The following is a 19,556-nucleotide window of genomic DNA, read 5'->3' as shown; positions in this document are numbered from 1 at the left end:
CACAAGAATTAGGCAAAGAAGGAAACCAGGAAGAATTCTAAATTACCAATTACCAATTATATCAAATCCGTTAGCATCGGAATAGTAAATCCGAGTTCACGGCGTTGACAGTTCACGGCGTTGACAGTTCACGGCGTTGACAGTTCACGGCGTCAACAGTCAACCGTCAACATCATTCCGGTGTAACCGGAAATGATATTACTAACAAATTGAGTTAAATTCAAATGCGGCATTCCCTGTTGAGCAAGTTTCAAGGAACCATCCTGGGGGCAGTTTTAGGAGACTCTCTAGGTTTGCAATACCAGAGGCAACTCGTGGGTATTCCCCCCCAAACAGAAGACTTGCAGCCGATTTTACAACTGACGAAACACCAACAATTGACCCTAAGAGGGGCAACATTGGCGTTGAATTCTGTCAACAGTAAAATCCCAAGTGGCAAAGACTCATCCGAATCCGGGAGACTTGCGGTAGCGTGCGCTCAAAGTTTAATTCGGTGTAGGGGTTTAGATTTAAAAGATTGGCGCGATACTTGGGAAGCATTTGCCAAGTCGGAAATCTACCATCCCCGCAACAGTGAGTTTCAAACCTTACTTAATCCTGGTGAAGCTGCCCTTGCTGCGCTGCCATCCGCGATGTTTTTTCACGAAAATAAAGCCAAGCTGCGAGAAAAAATCATGCTGGCGATAGAGGTTTGGCACAACGAAAACCAGCCAGAATGGGAAACAGCAATTTTAGCAGTAGCATATACGATCGCCCGATCTCTCAAAGAAAGACTTGACCCCGCGACAGCGATCGAGCAAACACTTGCCTACCTGAAAACCGATAATGCCATAACAGAGCTGCTGCTGCAAGTGCAAATACTACTAGAAAAGGGAGCCGATTTAGAAACAGCCGCCACTCATCTGTGCAAAAGCGCCACAGCTTTGCGAGAAAGACAGGGCGAAGGTGAAAAAAAATTACAAACCCAGTCAATTGTCAACCCAGGAAATTTCATTCCCATTGCCTTAGCTTTCTACTGCTTTTTGAACACCCCAGAAGACTTGCGCTTGTCAGTGGTGCGGGCTGCCCGCTGTGGTATAGCCGGACAAATAACCTGCGCTTTGACAGGAGCTTTGTCTGGAGCCTATAACGGCGTTGCTGGGATTCCTGTAGAATGGCGACAGGTATCTTCGGCTGAGGTTAATTCGCAGCAGCTAGCCGAGGGCCGAGAACCCTCGCTCTGGGGAACGGGCAGCGAGGCAAAAATTGTAGAGTTAGCAAATAACCTGTTTGCTGTTTGGGCAGGAGTTTACAGCCCAGATGCCGCACTGGATTCCGCAGCGCTAGCCCGATCGGTGGCTGCACCTTATGTCATTAGACCTCGTAAAATATAAAGGTTGGAGCTTTTACTGGTAAGGGGAAACCAGAAATTAGCAATTAGCAATTAACAAGTCAAAAGCGAAAGTGGAAGGAGAGCGCCAATTAAAGATTAAAAAGTGAAAAATTAAATCGCACGCGCCTGCCCCAACAAGCCAGATTTAAACGAGAAGATGGGGTTGGGAAACGAAGAATATACGCAGAAACGGGTTTTTAGCCCTCGCGCGCCAGTTCTGTTCAAGATAGACAAGGGAAGGAAAGAAGGTGATTGCGTGGTTGGCCACCGTCAGGAAAGCCAACTGCTGGCGATAGTCAGGCAAAGTAGCCTGGAGGTTTGAATATTCAGTCAGGGTAGTTCGGATAAAATCAATCAAGATGCACAGTCAGAAATTCTGACAAAGCTGCTGGATAACAGTGATATATCTTCGACACAAATGAATACGATCTCCTCATTGATGCGGCAGATTGAGCAGCTAGGGGCTGCGCGCTCACTGCGCCAACACATTGCTAAAGTGCAAAATGGCGACAGCAAAGCAGATACCGAGCGCGCTGGCGGGCCTCTCCCGAGCCGTTTGTCGCGCCCGAAATGGCTTCTTCCCGAGACTTTTACTACTAGATTTACAAGTAAAACCTCCAAATCCAGCCTCAAAAATCAAGCTCGTTCCCCTATGTTGGCGCTGGTTGCGGTAGTTTCTCTAAGCAGCACTCTGGGCCACCGCTTCTACAACCAGCCGAAACTCGATGTGGGGACGAAAGCTCCTCAGACGATTAAGGCCCCTGATACTGCTAGCGTCCCGGATTACAAAACTACTGAAGAACAGCGGAAAGCAGCGCGGATCGGGGCTGTAGCCATATTAATGCTAGATCCTGCGGTCGATCGACAAATTTATCAAGAATTGCAACAATTTTTGCAGCAGGGAAGCGAGCTGCGGGAGTCGGTAGGCCCGTTTCCGTTTGCCAAGTCCTCGGCGCTCTCACTTGCTGCTCAGGTTTACTTGCGGAGCTGTCCCGAGTGGGAGTGGCGCTCGATTTTGGCGCAAGCGGGGGACAAAAGTGCAACTTCCGAGCGATTGAGTTTGGGTTCCCCCGCAGTTGCAGGGCAGACGGAGAACAAGTCTCGGCAGGATGCTATAGCTCAACTGCAAGCTTACAGCCGATCGCTCCCGGCTGCCGACTTTCAAAGCCTGACAGACAGTATTTCCTCTGCTCGCCTGCGCTATCTCAATGCTGTGGAGGCGCTGGAAAAACCGTCGGTTTTGGGACTCCCACAGATTTACGATACTTCGCTGTTTGATTTGTCGGATGCAGCTTGGCAGAAAACCCAAACCGGTATGAGTCGGGCGGCAAAAAGGATGGTGGCTCAAGGTATCCCCCAGGGCTTGCCAAAAGAGATTTTGAAAGAAGCTGTGAAGCTGCAAGTGGCTGATGAAGTGCCGTTAGAGTCCCAAGCTTGGGCGGTGGAGGGTTTAACAGCGATTTTGCAGCCAAATCTGGTGAGAGATCCCGAGGAAACCAAACAGCTAGCTGAATTAGCGGCCCAAAAGGTGAAACCGGTGATGATCGCAGTAGATCGGGGCGAAATAATTGTTGCACAAGGAAAAGAAATCTCGCAGCAAGATTTCGTGTTGCTCGACTATTTTGGTTTGAGCCGGCGGGGGGTGAATTGGCTGGGGCTGGCGGGTTTTGTTTGTTTAGTCGCGGGGGCAATTGCGATCGTACTGCTGGTGGAAAGGCACTACCGCTTGCGCCGCAGAGATCATTTGCTATTGCTGCTGCTGACTTTGAGCGCGCCGGTGCTGGTGAGTTTGGGCCTGCCTTGGACGAGTTTGCCCGCGATCGGGATTTTAGCGGGCGGCTTCTACGGTTCGGCAGTTGGAGTGACTGTGGTGGGGCTGCTGTCGGCGCTGCTGCCCATTGGCTTAAATGTGGACTTGATTCATTTGGTGGCTAGCGGGGCGGGGGGATTGCTGGGCGCTTTTATGGCCGGGCGGCTGCGATCGCGCGAGGAATTGGCTCTTTTGGGCGTGGCTGTCGGTTTGACTCAGGGCACCGTTTATCTGGTGGGGACTTTGATTGCCAGCGCGGCTGCCGGTGCTATTTGGTACGTCGTACTCGGTACGGTGGGCGCGCAAAGTTTGGCCGGTTTGGCTTGGAGCGTTGTGGCGATCGGCATCAGCCCTTATTTGGAACACCTTTTTGACTTGATTACGCCTACCAGGCTGGCGGAACTTGCCAATCCCAACCGCCCGCTGTTGAAGAAATTGGCTGCCGAGGCTCCGGGGACTTTTCAGCACACGCTGTTTGTAGCGAGTTTGGCGGAGGCTGCGGCCCGGGAACTCGGCTGCAATGTTGAGCTGGTCAGGACTGGGACATTATACCACGATATTGGAAAAATGCACGACCCGCTCGGATTTTGTGAAAATCAAATGGGCGGGACCAACAAACACGATGAAATTAATGACCCTTGGGCGAGCGCGGACATTATTAAAAAGCACGTTACCGAGGGGTTGGTGATGGCGCGGAAGCATCGATTGCCGAAGGCAATTCAGGCGTTTATTCCCGAACACCAAGGTACAATGTTGATTGCTTATTTCTACCACCAAGCGCAGCAAATTGCTGCCAAAGAAATAGAAGATTTAAAGATTGCTTTGCCAGATGCGGATAATTCAAAGTTAACAATCGCAAGTCGCCAAGTGAGGGAGGAGGATTTTCGCTACGATGGGCCGATTCCGCAGTCGCGGGAAACGGGGATTCTGATGCTGGCGGATTCTTGCGAGGCTGCTTTGCGATCGCTCAAGGATGCTACTCATGAAGAGGCTTTGAATATGGTTAATCGGATTTTGAGGGCTCGCTGGCAGGATAATCAGTTGATTGATTCGGATTTAACGCGGGAGGATATGTCTCTAATTGCGGAGATTTTTGTGCGAGTTTGGGAACAGTTCAATCACAAGCGGATTGCTTATCCTAGCGCAGTTTTTACTCCCAGGTAGGAGGAAATTTTGAGTTAGGAAAAATCAGTTCGCATTTCAGTTTTGAATGAGATTTCATGGCGATTGGGGCCGCAAAGCGCCATGCACTTCAGGATTGTCGCTGACAATTACCATAGTTTGTTTGATTCCTCAAAATTCCGAAGAGTCGATATCTCTTTCGCCAGCTAGGTGCGATCGCAATTTTTGCCAGTCTTGGGCATCGATCGCATTTGCAAAAGCGATGATAGTATCTACAGCCCCAGCGCGGTCTACAATCCAGCGGATTTCTGGCCGTTCCTACATCACAAATAAATTTTGTGAGTTGTGAATTCAAAAGATTTTAATTTTTAACCGCAGATGAACGCGGATAAACGCCAATTTTTTATCTTGATTCTATCCTTTGACTCCCGCAGCAGTTTCTGTTGGCACAATGTATTTTTGCAAGAGCAAAAATAGTCCTAAAACTGGAACAATAGAAATAATAGAACCCGCCGCAACTAAACGCCAATCTAAAGAAAATGTCCCGGCTAAATTGGCTACCCCTAAAGGTAAAGTGTAATATTCCGGCCTGTCTAAAACTAGCAGCGGCCACAGAAAGTCGCTCCAAGAACCGATAAATACGAAAATTCCTAGGGTGACTAAAGCTGGCTTAATTGCCGGAATCATGACGTGCCACCAAATGCCTAATTCGCTGCAGCCGTCGATGCGGGCTGCTTCTTCTAGTTCTTTGGGAACTGCTAGAAATGCTTGTCGCAATAAAAATATGCCGAAGGCTGAGGCTAGTCCGGGAAAGATTACGCCTAAATAACTATTTTTTAGTCCGAGTTGTACAGTCAATATGTATAGGGGAATCATGACTATTTGGAAGGGAATCATGATTGTGGAAATGATTGTAATTAAGATGGCTTCGCGGCCGCGAAATTTGAGTCGGGCTAAGGGATAAGCGGCGAGGGCGCAAAAGAGGATGTTGATGCTAACTGTGAGGCCGGCTATTAGGGTGCTGTTGAACAGGTAGCGGCCGAAGGGGTTGGTTTGCCAAACTTTGATGAAGTTTTCGAGGGTTGGCTGTTGTGGCCACAGTTGCGGGGGAAATTGAAAGATGTTTTCGTTGGGGGATTTGAGGGAGGTACTGAGCAGCCACAGCAAGGGAAACAGCATTAAAAGTGCGATCGCGCTCATGATGCTGTACGTCCACAGGGTGCTCCACGGCGAGGGAGTGTGGTTTGGGGAATTTGGTTTTTTAGTTTTGAGATTGTTCATTGTTGGGATATGATAATAAGTCCTTGCTTCGTGAGAAGCCTTGTTGTCCATAAGGGGATTATTGCCATGAAACCGTTTATTTACGAAACTATGTACATTCTGCGCCCTGATTTGGGTGAGGAAATGACAGACCAGGCGATCGCTAAATATCAAACTATTTTGCGCGATCAAGGTGCTGAAAACATCGAAACTCAGCACCGCGGCAAGCGCCGTTTGGCTTACGAAATCGGCAAGCACCGCGACGGAGTATACGTTCAAATGAACTATACAGCTCCGGGCGCTGCAATTTTTACCCTAGAGCGCGCGATGCGTCTGAGCGAAGAAGTGATTCGCTATTTGACAATCAAGCAAGATGTGCCAGACGCACCTGAAGCGGAAGCGGAAGCTGAAGTCGCCGAGTAGCACTCGTGTCAACTTAACGTCTTATACCAATTTAATGTGAAGTTGCATATATTTCGAGCCCCCTAAATCCCCCTTAATAAGGCAGGGCTGTTTCATTCTCTTGTAGGGGCAGCAAAGAGTGGCTGCTCCCATTTCCCAAACGCCTGTGAAGTCGTCTGCGGAGGGGGTAGGCACGGGGGCACTACCCCTACAAAAGCCTGATTTTCTTGAGAATGAAACCGCCCTGCCTTAATAAGGGGAGTAGGGGTTGATTTTGACCAAGCTCTTGTCCCACCCCCTACTCCCCTTATTAAGGGGAGCTCAGATTCTACGGGGCCTCATATAAAATTGGTATCTCCGAGAGATAAACAGTTTTAACCCAAGCGTATTGCCTTATTGACAATCAAGAAATTTGATCCGGGGCCCCCGGATTCATTCGTGGAGCGAGAAAAAAGCTCCTCGCTCCCGATCGCAACCCCCCGGATTTATCAGTGGAGTCGCTTTCTTCAATCTAAAATCTAAAATCTAACATCTAACATCTAACATCGTGTGACTCTCCAATAAGCACACCGCGCAATAGTTTTAATATTTTTTAATATACAAATTAAATATTTGGTTAAGTTCACCATTTCGGCGATCGCCTCAACAAGGCTGTAGCTGCCTCACTGTCGAGAGGTTTAGAGAAAAAGTATCCCTGACCGTACTCGCAGCCGAGCGACCGCATTTGAGCCAATTGGACGGCGGTTTCGACACCTTCTGCCACTACCTCCATCCCCAAACTGCGGGCCAGCATGACAATCGCCCGCACAATTTCCAAATTTTCACCCGTTTCTCCGATGCGACTGACAAAAGAGCGATCGACCTTCAAAATATTAATCGGGAACTTGTGCAAATAACTCAGAGACGAATAACCAGTGCCAAAATCATCAATGCACAGATCGATCCCCAACTCTCTCAACTGCGAAAGCATCGCCGCCGCCGCTTCCCCATCTTCCATCACCACACTCTCAGTAATCTCCAACTTCAAACAGCGAGCGTCAACACCCGTTTCCTGCAAAACTTGCTTAATTTGCTCGATCGATTCCGGTTCCGCAAACTGCCTCCCGGAAAGATTTACTGCTACAGTCAGCCGTGAATTTCCCAAAGGTAAATTCAAACTCTGCCACTTAATAATTTGGCGGCAGCTTTCGTTCAAAACCCACAAACCCAAAGGCATAATTAACCCAGTTTCCTCCGCCATCGCAATAAATTCCATCGGGGAAACTAAACCCCGTTCCGGGTGCAGCCAGCGCACCAGCGCCTCAAATCCGATAACTGAACCCGTTTTTAAACTAACGATCGGCTGATAATAAACAGTAAAAGGACATTCCAATTTTAAAGCGGTCACTTGCGACTTCGGACGCTCCAATCTCCGATCTATTTCACTCATCGGCGAGTTTTCCGCCGCCGTCCCACAGGCGAAATCCACGATCGAATATTTCAAATTTAGTTCTTCAACCGACTCCCGCAAATCGTTTTCCAAGTGCATCAAAGCCACAGCGCGAGCGTGCATCGCACTGGTAAAAACTTCGTAGCGAGCTTTACCGAGAGCTTTTGCCCGGTACATCGCAATATCAGCATCGCGCAAAATATCTCCCGGCCACTGATATTTGTCGGTACTCAAAGCAATGCCGATGCTAGCAGTAATTAAAACTTTATTACCTTCCAAATTCAGCGGTCGTTCGATCGTTTTGAGAATTTCCTTTGCTTGGGCGATCGCCTCATCAACACCGTGAATTTCTTCCAGCAAAATCACAAACTCATCTCCCCCCAGACGAGCCACCGTATCCCCTGGCCGCAAACAAGTCAAGAGACGGCGAGCCACCGCCACCAACAGCCGATCGCCCGTGCGGTGTCCCTGACTGTCATTAATCACCTTAAACCTGTCCAAATCCAGAAACAGCACCGCAAACTGATAGGTTGGATGCCGTTGTGCGCGGGCAAAAGCTTGCCCCAACCGGTCAGTCAACAAAGCACGGTTCGGCAACTCCGTCAGCGCATCGTGCAAAGCATCGTGCAACAATTGTTCTTCAGCCAGCTTGCGCTCAGTCACGTCGTGACAGTTGACCACAATTCCCCGCACCGAAGGTTCGTCGAGCAAATTCGTCGCCACCGCTTCCAACACGCACCAGGAACCATCCTTGTGCTGCACTCGGTATTCCGCCATTCCCAGGCTAACTTTCGGCATTTGCATGACACCTTTGAACACTTGATCCACTATCAGCAATTCGTCAGGGTGAATCAAGTCAAATATAGACCGGCCGAGGACTTCCGCCGTCGGGTAGCCCAAAATCCGCTCTAGGGAAGGAGAGACATAGCGGCAAAAGCCTTTCTCGTCGAGAATTACAATAATGTCTCTAGCATTTTCAATCAACGATCGAAAGCGCTTCTCGCTTTGCCGCAGCTCTTGTTCCGTGCGCTTTCGGTCGGTAATATCGGTATTCATGTAAATCAGACCGACAATTTTCCCTGTAGCGTCTTTAATAGCATCGGCCCGCAGCAACACTTGCAAAGTTTCACCGCTTTTAGTGCGGTTGGTAATTTCACCAAACCAAGAATAACCTTGGGCGATCGTATCGAGTACCTCCCTGGCGACTGCGGGGTCAGCAAAAACTGCCGATATACCTCCGGCTAGTTTAAATTCCTCTGCGGTGTCCCATTCAAATAGCTGAGAAAACGCTTGATTTTGATAGATGTGAGTGCCGTTCGCATCGCTGATGCCGATCGCGTCACTCGAACTTTCCACCGCCTTGCGAGTCAGCACCAGAGCTTCTTCTGCCCGCTTGCGCTCGGTAATGTCAATCCCTACCAGACAAGCTGCTGTGCCCTGAGCGTACTTTTGAGCCACAATCAAATAGTATCCCTCCGACTCTCCCCCGGCGGTTTGTATTTTAACGTTGAGTTCTTTAACCGCTTCCGTAGCGTCGCCGGCAAAAAACTCCACCACAAAAGAGTTAAAATCCGAGCTCGCGCCTAGAAAACCAATATCTTGACCGACAAAAGCCGACGGCGGCAAACCATGCAGTTTGGCTAAGTGCTGGTTAACCCCCAAATAGCGCAAATCCGAGCTAATCCACGATACTGTGCCCGGAACAGCTTCCAAAATCGTTTGCAGTTGGTCGTTAGCTTGCTGCAATGCTTCGTATACTTCACATATGCGTTCCGACAAGTCCGACTGAATCCCCACGAAGTGAGTCAAATTAGCCTTGTCGTCTCGCACGGGAGATAGCGACAATTTGCTCCAAAAAGGATTGCCGTCTTTGCGGTAATTTTTGATTGTTGTCTGGATTTCTCGACCTTGGCGCAAGGCGTCGCGGATCTTAGCTACAGTAGTTCGATCGGTATCAGGGCCTTGCAAAAATCGGCAATTACGCCCCAAGATTTCACTGGCACAGTAACCCGTCATCCGTTCAAAGGCCGGATTGCAATAAATTATGGGGCAATCGGGTGCATTGGCGTCAGCAATGACAATGCCGCAGCTACTAGCTGCCAAGGCTCGATCGCGCAGCCACAGGGCTGCTGACGCAGTATGGCGATCGTCGGCACTCCCCACTTCACCTAAATTAGAAATTGACTGGTTCTCCCGATCTCCCATCAGCCGAACTTTCAAGCAAACCTTTACAATTTCCGAGTTGTTTCTTACTTTAACGTTTTTCAGGACTCGCGCAACGTAAATTGTATCTTGGTATTTAAGTAAGCGGGATTTAACTCAGATGTTGCACCATTGTCAAGAACGGGCAAGATGCCCGTTCCACAAAGAATAAGTTTTCTTCTTGTGGAACAGGCATCTTGCCTGTTCCTAAACGTTCCACAAAGAATAAGTTTTCTTCTTGTGGAACAGGCATCTTGCCTGTTCCTAAACAAGTAATTGACAATGGTGCAACATCTGAGATTCAACCTTAGTTGTTAGTTGTATTGTCTACCCTTGCTGTTCGGCATTTAAAAAAGCACATCTTCACATCCGCAGTGAAAAACCCTCTATTCTTCCCCCCCTCAGACTCTCTCCCCCTCCCCCCTTCTCCCCGCGCCCTGGCCATCACGATCCGCAGCAGCTTATTTAGCAGGAGTTGCAGCTTGAGAACTCGGCGGCGCAATATTAATTAATGGCAAAGTTCCGCCTCCTCCCATTACTGTCGGAAACTGACCGTTCCATTTTTCAATTGCTTGCTGCTGCAAAATTTCGGCTGTTAATGTTTGCCGCTGCAAGCGTTGAGCTTCAGCTTTACCTTTAGCACGGTTAATTTCAGCTTGAGCATCTTGGGTTGCTTTTTGAACAGTAAATTCTGCTTGTTTAGCTTCTTGTTCTGCTATTTGTTTGGATTCGATCGCTTTGCTAAATTCTGGAGAAAAGCCAAAATTTATTAAAGAAACATCTCTGACGATGACGCCGTAAGGTTCCAAACGCTTTTTAAGGCTGTTGTCGATTTCTGTTTTGAGTTCGGTGCGCTTAGTGATAATTTCTTCTGCGGTCTTTTTAGAAGTTGCTGCTTTGAGCACTTCCGAAATTGCCGGACTCAGAATGCTGGTGACAATTTGTTCTTCGTCTCCCACTTGTTGAAAAACTTGATTAACTTTGGCAGGATCAACATTCCAGTTGACTGCCAAATCTGTAGTAATGCTTTGCAAATCTTTGGATGCTGCATCTGCTTTCAAATCTGTTTTTTGTACCCGCACGCTGAGAGTTTTTACCGAGGTGAATATCGGTAAAATCGGGTGGATGCCTTCATCTAAAATCGCGTCTTGAACTTTCCCGAAGCGCATCATGACGCCGCGTTCCCCTGGGCCGACGAGGGCAAAAGGTCTTAAAATTAAGGCGGCGATGATGAAGACGATGCCACCGACGATGTAGAGAGCTAGGTTGTACTGAACACTTTGCATGGTTTTCATAGGTTAATTCCGCTATGTTGTGTTACTTGATGTTAGTTTTCTCTTCGATATTATCTAAGATTATAACTTCATGTTAAGGGTGCAACAACTCATAAATTCATTGATTTTTTTTCATAAAAGTCATATAGTTGCGAGGGTCGGGGAACCTCTTAGCTCGATGAGCGGGGATGAACAATGGCACTTGTAGCTGGGTGAGATTAGTGATGAATAAATGTTTCAATTATCTTGACAAACAGGAGTTTTTTAGATAAAGCAGAAGTAAATAGATAGCTCGATCGCTCTGGGACAATGGATAAAATGGCGATCGGAAAAAGAAAGCTTTCTAGAAAGCTAAAAAAATTAGCATCAAATAGGTATTTTTTGTAAATTTTGAGTAAAAAATAGTAGGTGCGTGCCGATAAAACCTTTGGGGGTTGGTTCAAGCACAAGCGAAAGATAGAATTTCAATCTCCGACTTACAGACTCTATTTGTAGAATTGGCATCGGCCCGCCTTGCTCAACCCTCCTGAGTAGAAAAAAAGACTCAGGAGGGCAAGTTAGGAATTTATGACTACAAACGATAAAAATCCGAGTTTCAAAATGCCCGAAAATAAGTTAAGCTTAGATGAGAACGGTTGAAGAGAAATCAAAATGTTGCAGCGACACCCTTGGCCGCAGACAGTTGAAGAGGCGATCGCCATTCAAGAAGAGCTTCGGTCAGAGGTAATTACCGAAAATCAACTGGACACAGTTCGGTACGTCGCAGGCGTAGATGTCGGCTACGACAGTGCAAACGATGTATCGCGGGCCGCTGTAACAGTTCTGAGCTTTCCCGACTTGCAATTGCAGCAGCAAGCTGTAGTTCGCAGTCCTACAACTTTTCCTTATATTCCGGGTTTCCTGTCTTTTCGAGAAGTGCCTGCCGTTCTCGAAGCTTTGGAAAATATCAGTTTGAGGCCAGACTTGATATTGTGCGACGGTCAAGGACTAGCCCATCCCCGCAGGTTCGGTCTTGCCTGCCATTTGGGGGTTTTGACAGGGATTCCCACGATCGGAGTTGCCAAAAATCGATTTATTGGAGAACATTCAGAAGTCGGACTCGATCGGGGCAGTTGGCAACCCTTGCTGCGGTCGGGCTCAACGGTAGGAGCAGCGCTGAGGACGCAAACAGGGATAAAGCCGATTTATGTTTCCATAGGTCATAAGGTAAACTTGATCGGTGCGATCGAGTACGTCCTGCGCTGCGCCCCAAAATATCGCTTACCAGAAACAACTCGATCGGCAGACCAACTCACATCGGGATAACTGGCAAGCGCCGAAGGCATCAAAAAAAAAGTAAAAAGACCACAAAAGCATCCCTCTTTGGACTTTTAATTTTTGAGGTGTCGCCGCCCGAGTCGAAAAATCCTCTGAGTCTACTGCCAATCAGCTTTCGGTTCCATCCTTCCTGCGAACTAAAGCATCCTTCCAGCGAACTAAAGAATGACTATACCTGAGAAAGAGGTATAAAAGTTGGGGGGGTTTATAGAATGATTGAAAGACAGTAACCAGCTTAAAACATTGGCGGCTCTAACTATAGTGCCCGGGCGTGAACTATTTTTAGTTCACATTTGTAAATGATGAAAGATTCATTCTGCGAGTTAAACCAAAAGCTTAGATTCGTGTGATGAGGTTTCATAATTTACCGTCGGATATCTCACCACTGACTGGGAGTAACCATGACAGTGGGAGGCGAAGGCGCGATCGAGCTAAAAAATCAGAAACAAACAAGGAGACAGTCATGGCTGAGAAAAGCAAACGCGGATTCGCTTCTATGGATGCAGAAAAACAGCGCGCAATTGCTAGCAAAGGCGGAAAAGCTGCACACGAGAAAGGAACTGCACACGAATTCACCCCTGAAGAAGCCAGACAAGCTGGTCAAAAAGGCGGCGAAGCTGTCAGCAGAAATCGCGAACACATGGCTCAAATTGGTCGCGAAGGCGGTCGGAAAAGCCGCAAGAGCGAAGCTTAAGTCTCTGAAGGCTGGCCCTGTAATGAAAGATTGCACAGTTGCAGCGTGAGAGATAGCACTAGGACAGTGAACGTTTGAGGAGGTGGGGCGATCGAAGTTACCGAGGTAGTTCGATCGCCCAACCTCCAAAATTCGTGACTAGCGCACCAAAGCTTCGCAAAGGTGAAAACCCCACAGGAATTAGTTTTTAGCAATCGCTGCTCAATCTTTAACAGCAATTTTTTTACCAAGCTGCGCTAAATAATTTTGCGGGAAACAAAAGCTGACAAGCGCGAGTCAGTCTCTCAAAAAAAGCCAATACGAGCACTAAAAGCCCCGAACTCAGGGCTTTTTTGTTTAGCTGCACATAATAATATTTTTAGAAGTTCGATCGAGTCGGCGTCAATAATTATAATTAAGTTTTTTGGTGAGGAACTCCGTCCTCAAAATAAATCAGTTAATATTTTTTTATATTTTTGAGTTAACTATAAAATCATGACAAACCAGCTCACTTTAGCATGGACAGAAGCTGGGGTGCGCCAAACTCAGACAATTGAAAACGGACAGCCGAGCAAAAATCCGGGAACCGTCAGGCTAGGGCGCGATCCGGCGAAGTGCGATATAGTATTTTCGCATCCCAGCGTATCGGGGCTGCACGTTGAAATATTTTTTAATCAGGAATTGCAGGAGTATGCAGTGCGGAATTTGCGCGAAAGCAATCCGCCGCTGGTAGACGGAAAAATTCTCGCCCAAGGCGAAGCAAAATTGAAATCGGGAAGTCACATCCATTTAGGCCAAGTGCAAATCGAGGTGGTGAATGTGACGGAGGTGCAAGTAGCCGCGCCCCAGACAGTTTTGCTGTCTGGGCCTCCCGCACCTGGTAACTTTCAGCCGACGGGGCCTTCAAAATATGGTTTGCAGTGTCCCAAATGCAGCCGAATTTCGCCTTACGCGCAGTTGAATGCGGGGTGTCCGTGGTGCGGTACTTCTTTGGCGGCGGCGGCGAGTGTGATGCTGTCTCCGTGAAAGTTTGAAAAACTGAGATGTTGCACCATTCTCAATTACTTGTTTAGGAACAGGCAAGATGCCTGTTCCACAAGAAAATTCATCTATTGTGGAATGGGCATCTTGCCCGTTCTTGACAATGGTGCAAGATTTAAGAAAAACGGAAAATCAGGGTATCCGCTAAACACTTTCAAATTCACAAATCTTTTTTTGCAGAAAGCTCAAAGCCGACGGCTGATGTTTAAAAAATAATCATGAATTCTCAACCCTTGCGCCTGCGACTGACTTGGACAGATACAGCTACGGGGGATTGTCGATCCCCCATACTCGACTTACCCATCGCTTTGGGACGAATTTTTGAAGCTATGCCCGCCACAATCAACGGGAAACGAGTTTCTCGAATTGCCCTCAGCAGCAGTCAAGTTTCTCGCTTTCATGCAGTGATTGGCACCGAAGGCAACAGTATTTTACTTACTGACACGGGTAGCCGCAACGGTACTTTTGTCAACGGCGTTCGCCAAACCCGGTGCGTGCTGGCAAACGGGGATATGCTGCAAGTTGGGCCCTACGCGATCGGCATTTCTTTTGCTGTTAATTCCCCAGAAACGCCGTCGGTCAATTCTCACATTTTCTTTAACCCGCAGACCAATGGGCCAGACCCACGGGGGCAGCAAATGATGTTGCAGCTTCCTCAAACAGGTAGTAGGGGAGAATTTCCGCCGATCGCATTTTTGCACGCTTCTCAAGTGTCAATGCGATCGCTCCAATCTATGGGACTCCCTGTGACAGAAGTTGATTGGGCTGCCGTTGGCGGCGGTTTGGGCAGCTTTATTTGGGTGGATTTGCTGAGAATTTGCGGCGTGAAAATCGATCGAATTGCGGTTTTGGGCATGGAAAACCAGCCTTACGCCCGCTATCTGCGTCTATGCCTGAATTCCCAAATTCCGCTGCGGGAACGCCTACGATCGAATTCTGACTCTTGTCCAGACAACATTTGGGGGTGGCCTCCCTATGCTTTGCGGGAAGCTTGGCGGGAATTGCTCAAAGGGCGTTTGGGAGTATCACTGAAGTTGATGTGGCAGGTGTTTGCTGAACCGACTTTTGCCGAAACTTATACGCCTCGCGCGGGGAATGTGTTTGATTCTATTGACAGGGAGGTCGATCGAATTGGGTGGAATCAAATGTTTCGCTACGGTAGAGTGCGGGGAATTCGCAAAACAGATGACGGCAGGTACGCGATCGCTTATTCTCGATCGAATGCGGATCACCGCGATCACGCTTTTTTAATCGCCAAATACGTACACTTAGCCACCGGCTATCCCGCCATTCAATTTCTGCCCGACTTGCAAGCTTATCGCGAAAAAACCCAGGATTTTGAGTCGGTTGTCAACGCTTACGAAAGCCACGACAGTGTTTACGAAAAATTGGAGGCTAGGGGCGGCAGCGTGTTAATTAGAGGCCGGGGAATTGTGGCTTCGCGCGTTGTGCAGCGGATTTACGAAGCGCGACAGCGGAACGGCAACATTCAAGTATTGCATTTGATGCGATCGCCCAAACCTCAAGGTAACAAATTTAAACTCGCTGAGCGCAGCGTCGAAAATCACTACGAATTTCAACCTTTCAACTGGCCGAAAGCTTGCTGGGGCGGGGAACTCCGCGTACTTTTGGAAAAAGCCGCCCCTGAATTGCGGCCGCAGTTGCTCACAGACTGGGGCGGCACTACCACAGCCCAGCGCAGCGACTGGCGGCGGATTGTCAAAGAAGGCTTAAGTCAAGGATGGTATCAAATTACCTTCGGGGAAGTCGAGCGAGTCGAGCGCGACAGTCAAAACCGCACGGTGACGTACATTCAGGAGAAGGAACTCAAGGGGCAAATTAAGTTAGAAGCTGATTTTATTATTGACGCTACGGGTTTGGACGCTAAGGTAAAAACCAGTCCCCTGTTAAACGATTTGGTAGCTCAATATAATCTTCCCCTCAACGGTTTGGGCCGGCTGAGTGTTAACAACGATTTTGAAGTGCCCGAATTGAGGAATTCTTCTGGTAGCAACACAGAAGGCCGGGTATACGCAGCAGGCGCGATTACTTTGGGAGGGCCTTACGCGCCCGTAGACAGTTTTCTGGGCTTGCAATACGCCGCCTTGCGATCGGTTGAAAGTCTGGCCGCCAACCGAGTTGCTGGTGTGCGGAAATTGAGCGTTTGGCGATCGTTCGTGCAGTGGTTGAAGTGGATTTTCAATAAATCTCCAGATTGATTAGAAACAAAACCGTTTCGCATTCAATCTAACATCCAAAATCTAAAATCCAAAATTGAATGACTCCCACCTTATTTGGCCGATGGCAAACTCGAATATTATTATTTGCAACTGTAGGGGTTTTAGTAACACTGCCATTTTTTCTAGGTTTAATAACTTCTCAATCAGGCTCAATTTTTTTCTGGATTTTAGGGTATATAGCGATTTTTGGCCTCGGCTGGGATGCTTTATATATCTACATCCAGCAGTTCCGCTGGGATCGAGATTGGCCCGGCGCGTTTCAATTACTCGCTGGAATTTGGGAAGCACTTTTTGTGCTATTTTTAATCAAAATTATCGGTTTACCGGGGATATCTGCACAAGATTTTGACTTGGGAGCTTTTGCTTTGCATTATAGTTTAGTGTGGCTGGCTATTTATCTGGCATCCCAAACACTGATGCGGATTTTGTTTCCCCACTGGCGTTTCCGTGGCGGCCAATGGTTGTAATAATATTGTGTGATTTTTGTGATGCCTATAGGGGGGGTTTTACAAATAATAATCGCCTCAAATTAATAATCTCATAAACCCGCCCCGCCCCGGTCAATTACCAATTACCAATTCCCAATTCCCCATGCCCAATGCCCAATTCCCCATCCCCTGTATTTTCTCATTTTTTTCGGGTTCTGGCTTGCTCGATCTGGGTTTTGAGTCGATCGGCTTTAATGTAGCGTATGTCAATGAAATTTTTCCACCTTTCATGCAAGCATACCGCTATTCTCGGCAGTGCCTGAATTTGCCGCTACCAGAATACGGATATTGCGAAGGAGAGGAAGCAGATGTAACTCGACTTGTAGGGGGAGAACCCGCTTTTCGCCTGCGGGAATTGATGCAGGATGCCCGCAAGCATCACGATATTGTGGGATTTATCGCGGGGCCGCCTTGTCCTGACTTTTCTATTGGTGGCAAAAACCGAGGTGGGGAAGGAGATAAAGGTCAACTTTCCGCTTCATACATTGAATTGATTTGTCAGCAGCAGCCAGATTTCTTTTTATTTGAAAATGTCAAAGGTTTGTGGAGAACAAAAAAACATAAAGCTTTTTACGACGCGCTCAAAAATCAGTTGGCTGATTCGGGATACGTTTTGGCCGAACGTTTAATTAATGCGATAGAATACGGTGTCCCGCAAGATAGAGACAGAATTATTTTGATTGGGATTAGCAAAAACCTTGTCAAAAATCTGGGCATTTCCCTAGAGGAAAAAAGCCCAATGTTAGCCGAAAGTTTATTTCCTTGGCAAAGTCAGGTATTATATCCCAAATCAGAAATTTTTTCTCATCCTTGGCCGGATAGAACTGCCTTTGCAGGTGATGGTTTCGTGCCTTGTCCTGATGGCATTCCCCAAGATTTAACGGTAGAATTTTGGTTCCAAAAAAATGACGTTCTCAACCATCCCAATGCCAAACACTATTTCCAACCCAAAGCAGGCCTGAAGCGGTTTGCTTCCGTTGATGAAGGAGATGATTCAAAAAAATCTTTCAAGCGATTGCACCGATGGCGTTATTCGCCAACAGCTTGTTACGGCAATAACGAAGTTCACTTGCACCCTTACAAACTTCGCCGGCTTTCTGTTGCAGAAACACTGGCTATTCAGTCACTGCCAAAAGATTTTGCACTGCCGGCAAAGATGACGTTGACTAATATGTTTAAAACTGTTGGCAATGGGGTTCCTTATTTGGCTGCACAAGGTATTGCCAAAACAATTTTACAGTTTTTACAGACAAAATAAATAGATAAATAAGCGCAAAACTATCTCAGAAACCCGGTTTATTGCTAGATTTGTCGTGACTAATCCCAAAACTCGTAGAAACCGGGTTTCTAGCCCCCCGTAACAGTTAATCGTCGCGCCTCACACACGCTAGAGATTGGTGAACGGGGTTGTTTAAATGAACTAATAAAAAGAAAAATTCACAAATGGTTGGGACTTGTTATATAATAGTTGGTTAAGGTTGAAAACCTATATTTTTTATTTGCCTGCAATTCGCCATGACCGTTAAACCCCGCCGCTATCACATCACTACTTTCGGATGCCAGATGAATAAAGCCGACTCGGAACGGATGGCCGGCATTCTGGAAAATATGGGCTTTGAGTTCTCGGAAGACCCGAACGAAGCTAGCTTGATTCTCTACAATACTTGCACAATTCGCGACAATGCCGAACAAAGAGTTTATTCTAACCTCGGAAGGCAAGCTCATCGCAAGCGCCAAGAACCGGGTTTAACTTTAATTGTAGCTGGATGCGTCGCGCAGCAGGAAGGTGAAGCGCTGCTGCGCCGAGTGCCGGAATTAGACTTAGTAATGGGGCCGCAACACGCTAACCGACTTGAAGATTTGCTGGAACAAGTTTTTGAGGGCAATCAAGTTGTGGCGACTGAAGCTGTTGAAATTATGGAGGATATTACTAAGCCGCGCCGCGACAGCAAGGTGACTGCTTGGGTGAATGTAATTTACGGCTGCAATGAACGCTGCACTTATTGTGTTGTCCCGAATGTTCGCGGGGTTGAACAGTCGCGGATGCCGGAGGCTATTCGCGCGGAAATGGAGGATTTGGGCCGTCAAGGTTACAAGGAAGTAACTTTGTTGGGACAAAATATTGATGCTTACGGGCGCGATTTGCCGGGGACAAAACCGGACGGCAGCAACCAGCATACTTTGACGGATTTGCTTTATTTTTTGCAGGATGTGCCTGGTGTCGATCGCCTCAGATTTGCTACTAGCCACCCGCGCTATTTTACGGAAAGATTGATTAAGGCTTGTGCTGAATTACCGCAGGTTTGCGAACATTTTCACATTCCTTTTCAGTCGGGAGATAATGATATTTTGAAGGCGATGTCGCGGGGTTATACTCAGGAAAAATACCGCCGGATTATTGATACAATTCGCCGTTATATGCCGGATGCTTCGATTACTGCGGATGCGATTGTGGGATTTCCTGGGGAGACGGAAGCGCAGTTTGAGAAGACTTTGAAGTTGATCGAAGAGGTTGGTTTCGATTTGGTGAATACTGCGGCTTATTCGCCTCGCCCTGGGACGCCGGCGGCTTTGTGGGAAAATCAGTTGAGTGAGGAGGTGAAAGCCGATCGCCTGCAACGAATCAATCATGTGGTGACAACAACGGCGATGGAACGATCGCAGCGCTATTTCGGCCGCACTGAAGAGGTTTTGGTGGAAGTCCAGAATCTTAAAGATTCAACTCAGGTGATGGGGCGCACTCGCGGCAATCGTCTCACATTTTTTAAGGGCGATATTGCTGAATTGGCGGGTAAAATTGTGCGGGTTAAAATTACAGATATTCGCGCTTTTAGTTTGACGGGGGAAATGCTTTAAATAGCACTGGAATGAGATAGGGGACGGCTTACTGGTGAACTTTTCTAAGAAGATGTAATTTTTTTTACCG

General features: G+C 47.6%; 15 protein-coding genes. 11 read left to right on the top strand and 4 right to left on the bottom strand.

What is annotated here, in order from left to right:
- The first annotated feature begins 224 nt into the window (after positions 1-224).
- The 3 genes from QUB16_RS07835 to QUB16_RS07825 all read left to right on the top strand — a co-directional run bounded on the left by QUB16_RS07835 (position 225) and on the right by QUB16_RS07825 (position 4,653).
- The gene (locus tag QUB16_RS07835) at positions 225-1,373 is read left to right on the top strand and encodes an ADP-ribosylglycohydrolase family protein (protein ID WP_333315307.1); all 1,149 of its coding nucleotides are present in this window, start codon (positions 225-227) and stop codon (positions 1,371-1,373) included.
- Between the two features lie 417 nt (positions 1,374-1,790).
- The gene (locus QUB16_RS07830) at positions 1,791-4,346 is read left to right on the top strand and encodes an HDIG domain-containing metalloprotein (protein WP_333315305.1); all 2,556 of its coding nucleotides are present in this window, start codon (positions 1,791-1,793) and stop codon (positions 4,344-4,346) included.
- A gap of 46 nt (positions 4,347-4,392) precedes the next feature.
- The gene (locus tag QUB16_RS07825; RefSeq protein WP_333315303.1) at positions 4,393-4,653 is read left to right on the top strand and encodes a hypothetical protein; all 261 of its coding nucleotides are present in this window, start codon (positions 4,393-4,395) and stop codon (positions 4,651-4,653) included.
- A 65-nt stretch (positions 4,654-4,718) separates the two neighbouring features.
- Here the strand turns inward: QUB16_RS07825 and QUB16_RS07820 are convergent, their stop codons facing one another.
- Positions 4,719-5,636 (bottom strand): carbohydrate ABC transporter permease, encoded by a 918-nt coding sequence (locus QUB16_RS07820; protein ID WP_333315302.1) that lies wholly within the window; start codon positions 5,634-5,636, stop codon positions 4,719-4,721.
- A gap of 15 nt (positions 5,637-5,651) precedes the next feature.
- Here QUB16_RS07820 and rpsF point away from each other — a divergent pair, with 15 nt between their 5' ends.
- Positions 5,652-5,987, top strand: a complete 336-nt coding sequence (gene rpsF, locus QUB16_RS07815) for a 30S ribosomal protein S6 (protein ID WP_015176119.1) — start codon at positions 5,652-5,654, stop codon at positions 5,985-5,987.
- 601 nt (positions 5,988-6,588) lie between these two features.
- Here the strand turns inward: rpsF and QUB16_RS07810 are convergent.
- From QUB16_RS07810 to QUB16_RS07800, 3 genes are all read right to left on the bottom strand, one after another.
- Positions 6,589-9,600: an EAL domain-containing protein gene (locus QUB16_RS07810; RefSeq protein WP_333315300.1), complete on the bottom strand. Its 3,012-nt coding sequence runs from the start codon at positions 9,598-9,600 to the stop codon at positions 6,589-6,591.
- A 109-nt stretch (positions 9,601-9,709) separates the two neighbouring features.
- Positions 9,710-9,850 (bottom strand): hypothetical protein, encoded by a 141-nt coding sequence (locus QUB16_RS07805; protein WP_333315298.1) that lies wholly within the window; start codon positions 9,848-9,850, stop codon positions 9,710-9,712.
- A gap of 208 nt (positions 9,851-10,058) precedes the next feature.
- Complete coding sequence (locus QUB16_RS07800; RefSeq protein ID WP_333315296.1) at positions 10,059-10,892, bottom strand: prohibitin family protein; 834 nt, start codon at positions 10,890-10,892, stop codon at positions 10,059-10,061.
- Positions 10,893-11,522: 630 nt separating this feature from the next.
- On the opposite strand from QUB16_RS07800, the gene nfi reads away from it, so the two are divergent.
- From nfi to miaB, 7 genes are all read left to right on the top strand, one after another.
- Positions 11,523-12,176: a deoxyribonuclease V gene (gene nfi / locus QUB16_RS07795; RefSeq protein WP_333315294.1), complete on the top strand. Its 654-nt coding sequence runs from the start codon at positions 11,523-11,525 to the stop codon at positions 12,174-12,176.
- A gap of 475 nt (positions 12,177-12,651) precedes the next feature.
- Positions 12,652-12,882, top strand: coding sequence for a KGG domain-containing protein (locus QUB16_RS07790; protein ID WP_006631632.1), 231 nt, complete (start codon positions 12,652-12,654; stop codon positions 12,880-12,882).
- A gap of 474 nt (positions 12,883-13,356) precedes the next feature.
- Positions 13,357-13,887: an FHA domain-containing protein gene (locus tag QUB16_RS07785; protein ID WP_333315293.1), complete on the top strand. Its 531-nt coding sequence runs from the start codon at positions 13,357-13,359 to the stop codon at positions 13,885-13,887.
- Positions 13,888-14,120: 233 nt separating this feature from the next.
- Positions 14,121-16,121, top strand: a complete 2,001-nt coding sequence (locus tag QUB16_RS07780) for an FHA domain-containing protein (protein ID WP_333315292.1) — start codon at positions 14,121-14,123, stop codon at positions 16,119-16,121.
- A gap of 59 nt (positions 16,122-16,180) precedes the next feature.
- Positions 16,181-16,609 carry a hypothetical protein gene (locus tag QUB16_RS07775; protein ID WP_333083786.1) on the top strand — a complete coding sequence of 143 codons (429 nt, stop codon included), beginning with the start codon at positions 16,181-16,183 and terminating at the stop codon, positions 16,607-16,609.
- A gap of 124 nt (positions 16,610-16,733) precedes the next feature.
- Complete coding sequence (locus QUB16_RS07770) at positions 16,734-17,888, top strand: DNA cytosine methyltransferase (RefSeq protein WP_333315291.1); 1,155 nt, start codon at positions 16,734-16,736, stop codon at positions 17,886-17,888.
- 257 nt (positions 17,889-18,145) lie between these two features.
- Positions 18,146-19,486 carry a tRNA (N6-isopentenyl adenosine(37)-C2)-methylthiotransferase MiaB gene (gene miaB / locus QUB16_RS07765; protein ID WP_333315289.1) on the top strand — a complete coding sequence of 447 codons (1,341 nt, stop codon included), beginning with the start codon at positions 18,146-18,148 and terminating at the stop codon, positions 19,484-19,486.
- The last annotated feature ends 70 nt before the right edge of the window (positions 19,487-19,556 follow it).

The organism is Microcoleus sp. D3_18a_C4 (assembly GCF_036702415.1).
In the GTDB taxonomy this organism is placed as follows: Bacteria; Cyanobacteriota; Cyanobacteriia; order Cyanobacteriales; family Microcoleaceae; genus Microcoleus.
The sequence above is the reverse complement of the archived record's forward strand: the minus strand, read 5'-3'. Positions and strand labels throughout refer to the sequence as shown.

Coding starts and splice junctions, on each gene's coding strand:
- QUB16_RS07830 (WP_333315305.1), top strand. CDS start 1,791: ATGAATACGATCTCCTCATTGATGCGGCAGATTGAGCAGCTAGGGGCT.
- QUB16_RS07825 (WP_333315303.1), top strand. CDS start 4,393: ATGAGATTTCATGGCGATTGGGGCCGCAAAGCGCCATGCACTTCAGGA.
- QUB16_RS07800 (WP_333315296.1), bottom strand. CDS start 10,892: ATGAAAACCATGCAAAGTGTTCAGTACAACCTAGCTCTCTACATCGTC.
- miaB (WP_333315289.1), top strand. CDS start 18,146: ATGACCGTTAAACCCCGCCGCTATCACATCACTACTTTCGGATGCCAG.
- QUB16_RS07805 (WP_333315298.1), bottom strand. CDS start 9,850: ATGCCTGTTCCACAAGAAGAAAACTTATTCTTTGTGGAACGTTTAGGA.
- QUB16_RS07820 (WP_333315302.1), bottom strand. CDS start 5,636: ATGGACAACAAGGCTTCTCACGAAGCAAGGACTTATTATCATATCCCA.
- QUB16_RS07835 (WP_333315307.1), top strand. CDS start 225: ATGCGGCATTCCCTGTTGAGCAAGTTTCAAGGAACCATCCTGGGGGCA.
- QUB16_RS07785 (WP_333315293.1), top strand. CDS start 13,357: ATGACAAACCAGCTCACTTTAGCATGGACAGAAGCTGGGGTGCGCCAA.
- QUB16_RS07770 (WP_333315291.1), top strand. CDS start 16,734: ATGCCCAATGCCCAATTCCCCATCCCCTGTATTTTCTCATTTTTTTCG.
- nfi (WP_333315294.1), top strand. CDS start 11,523: ATGTTGCAGCGACACCCTTGGCCGCAGACAGTTGAAGAGGCGATCGCC.
- QUB16_RS07780 (WP_333315292.1), top strand. CDS start 14,121: ATGAATTCTCAACCCTTGCGCCTGCGACTGACTTGGACAGATACAGCT.
- QUB16_RS07775 (WP_333083786.1), top strand. CDS start 16,181: ATGACTCCCACCTTATTTGGCCGATGGCAAACTCGAATATTATTATTT.
- QUB16_RS07810 (WP_333315300.1), bottom strand. CDS start 9,600: ATGGGAGATCGGGAGAACCAGTCAATTTCTAATTTAGGTGAAGTGGGG.
- QUB16_RS07790 (WP_006631632.1), top strand. CDS start 12,652: ATGGCTGAGAAAAGCAAACGCGGATTCGCTTCTATGGATGCAGAAAAA.
- rpsF (WP_015176119.1), top strand. CDS start 5,652: ATGAAACCGTTTATTTACGAAACTATGTACATTCTGCGCCCTGATTTG.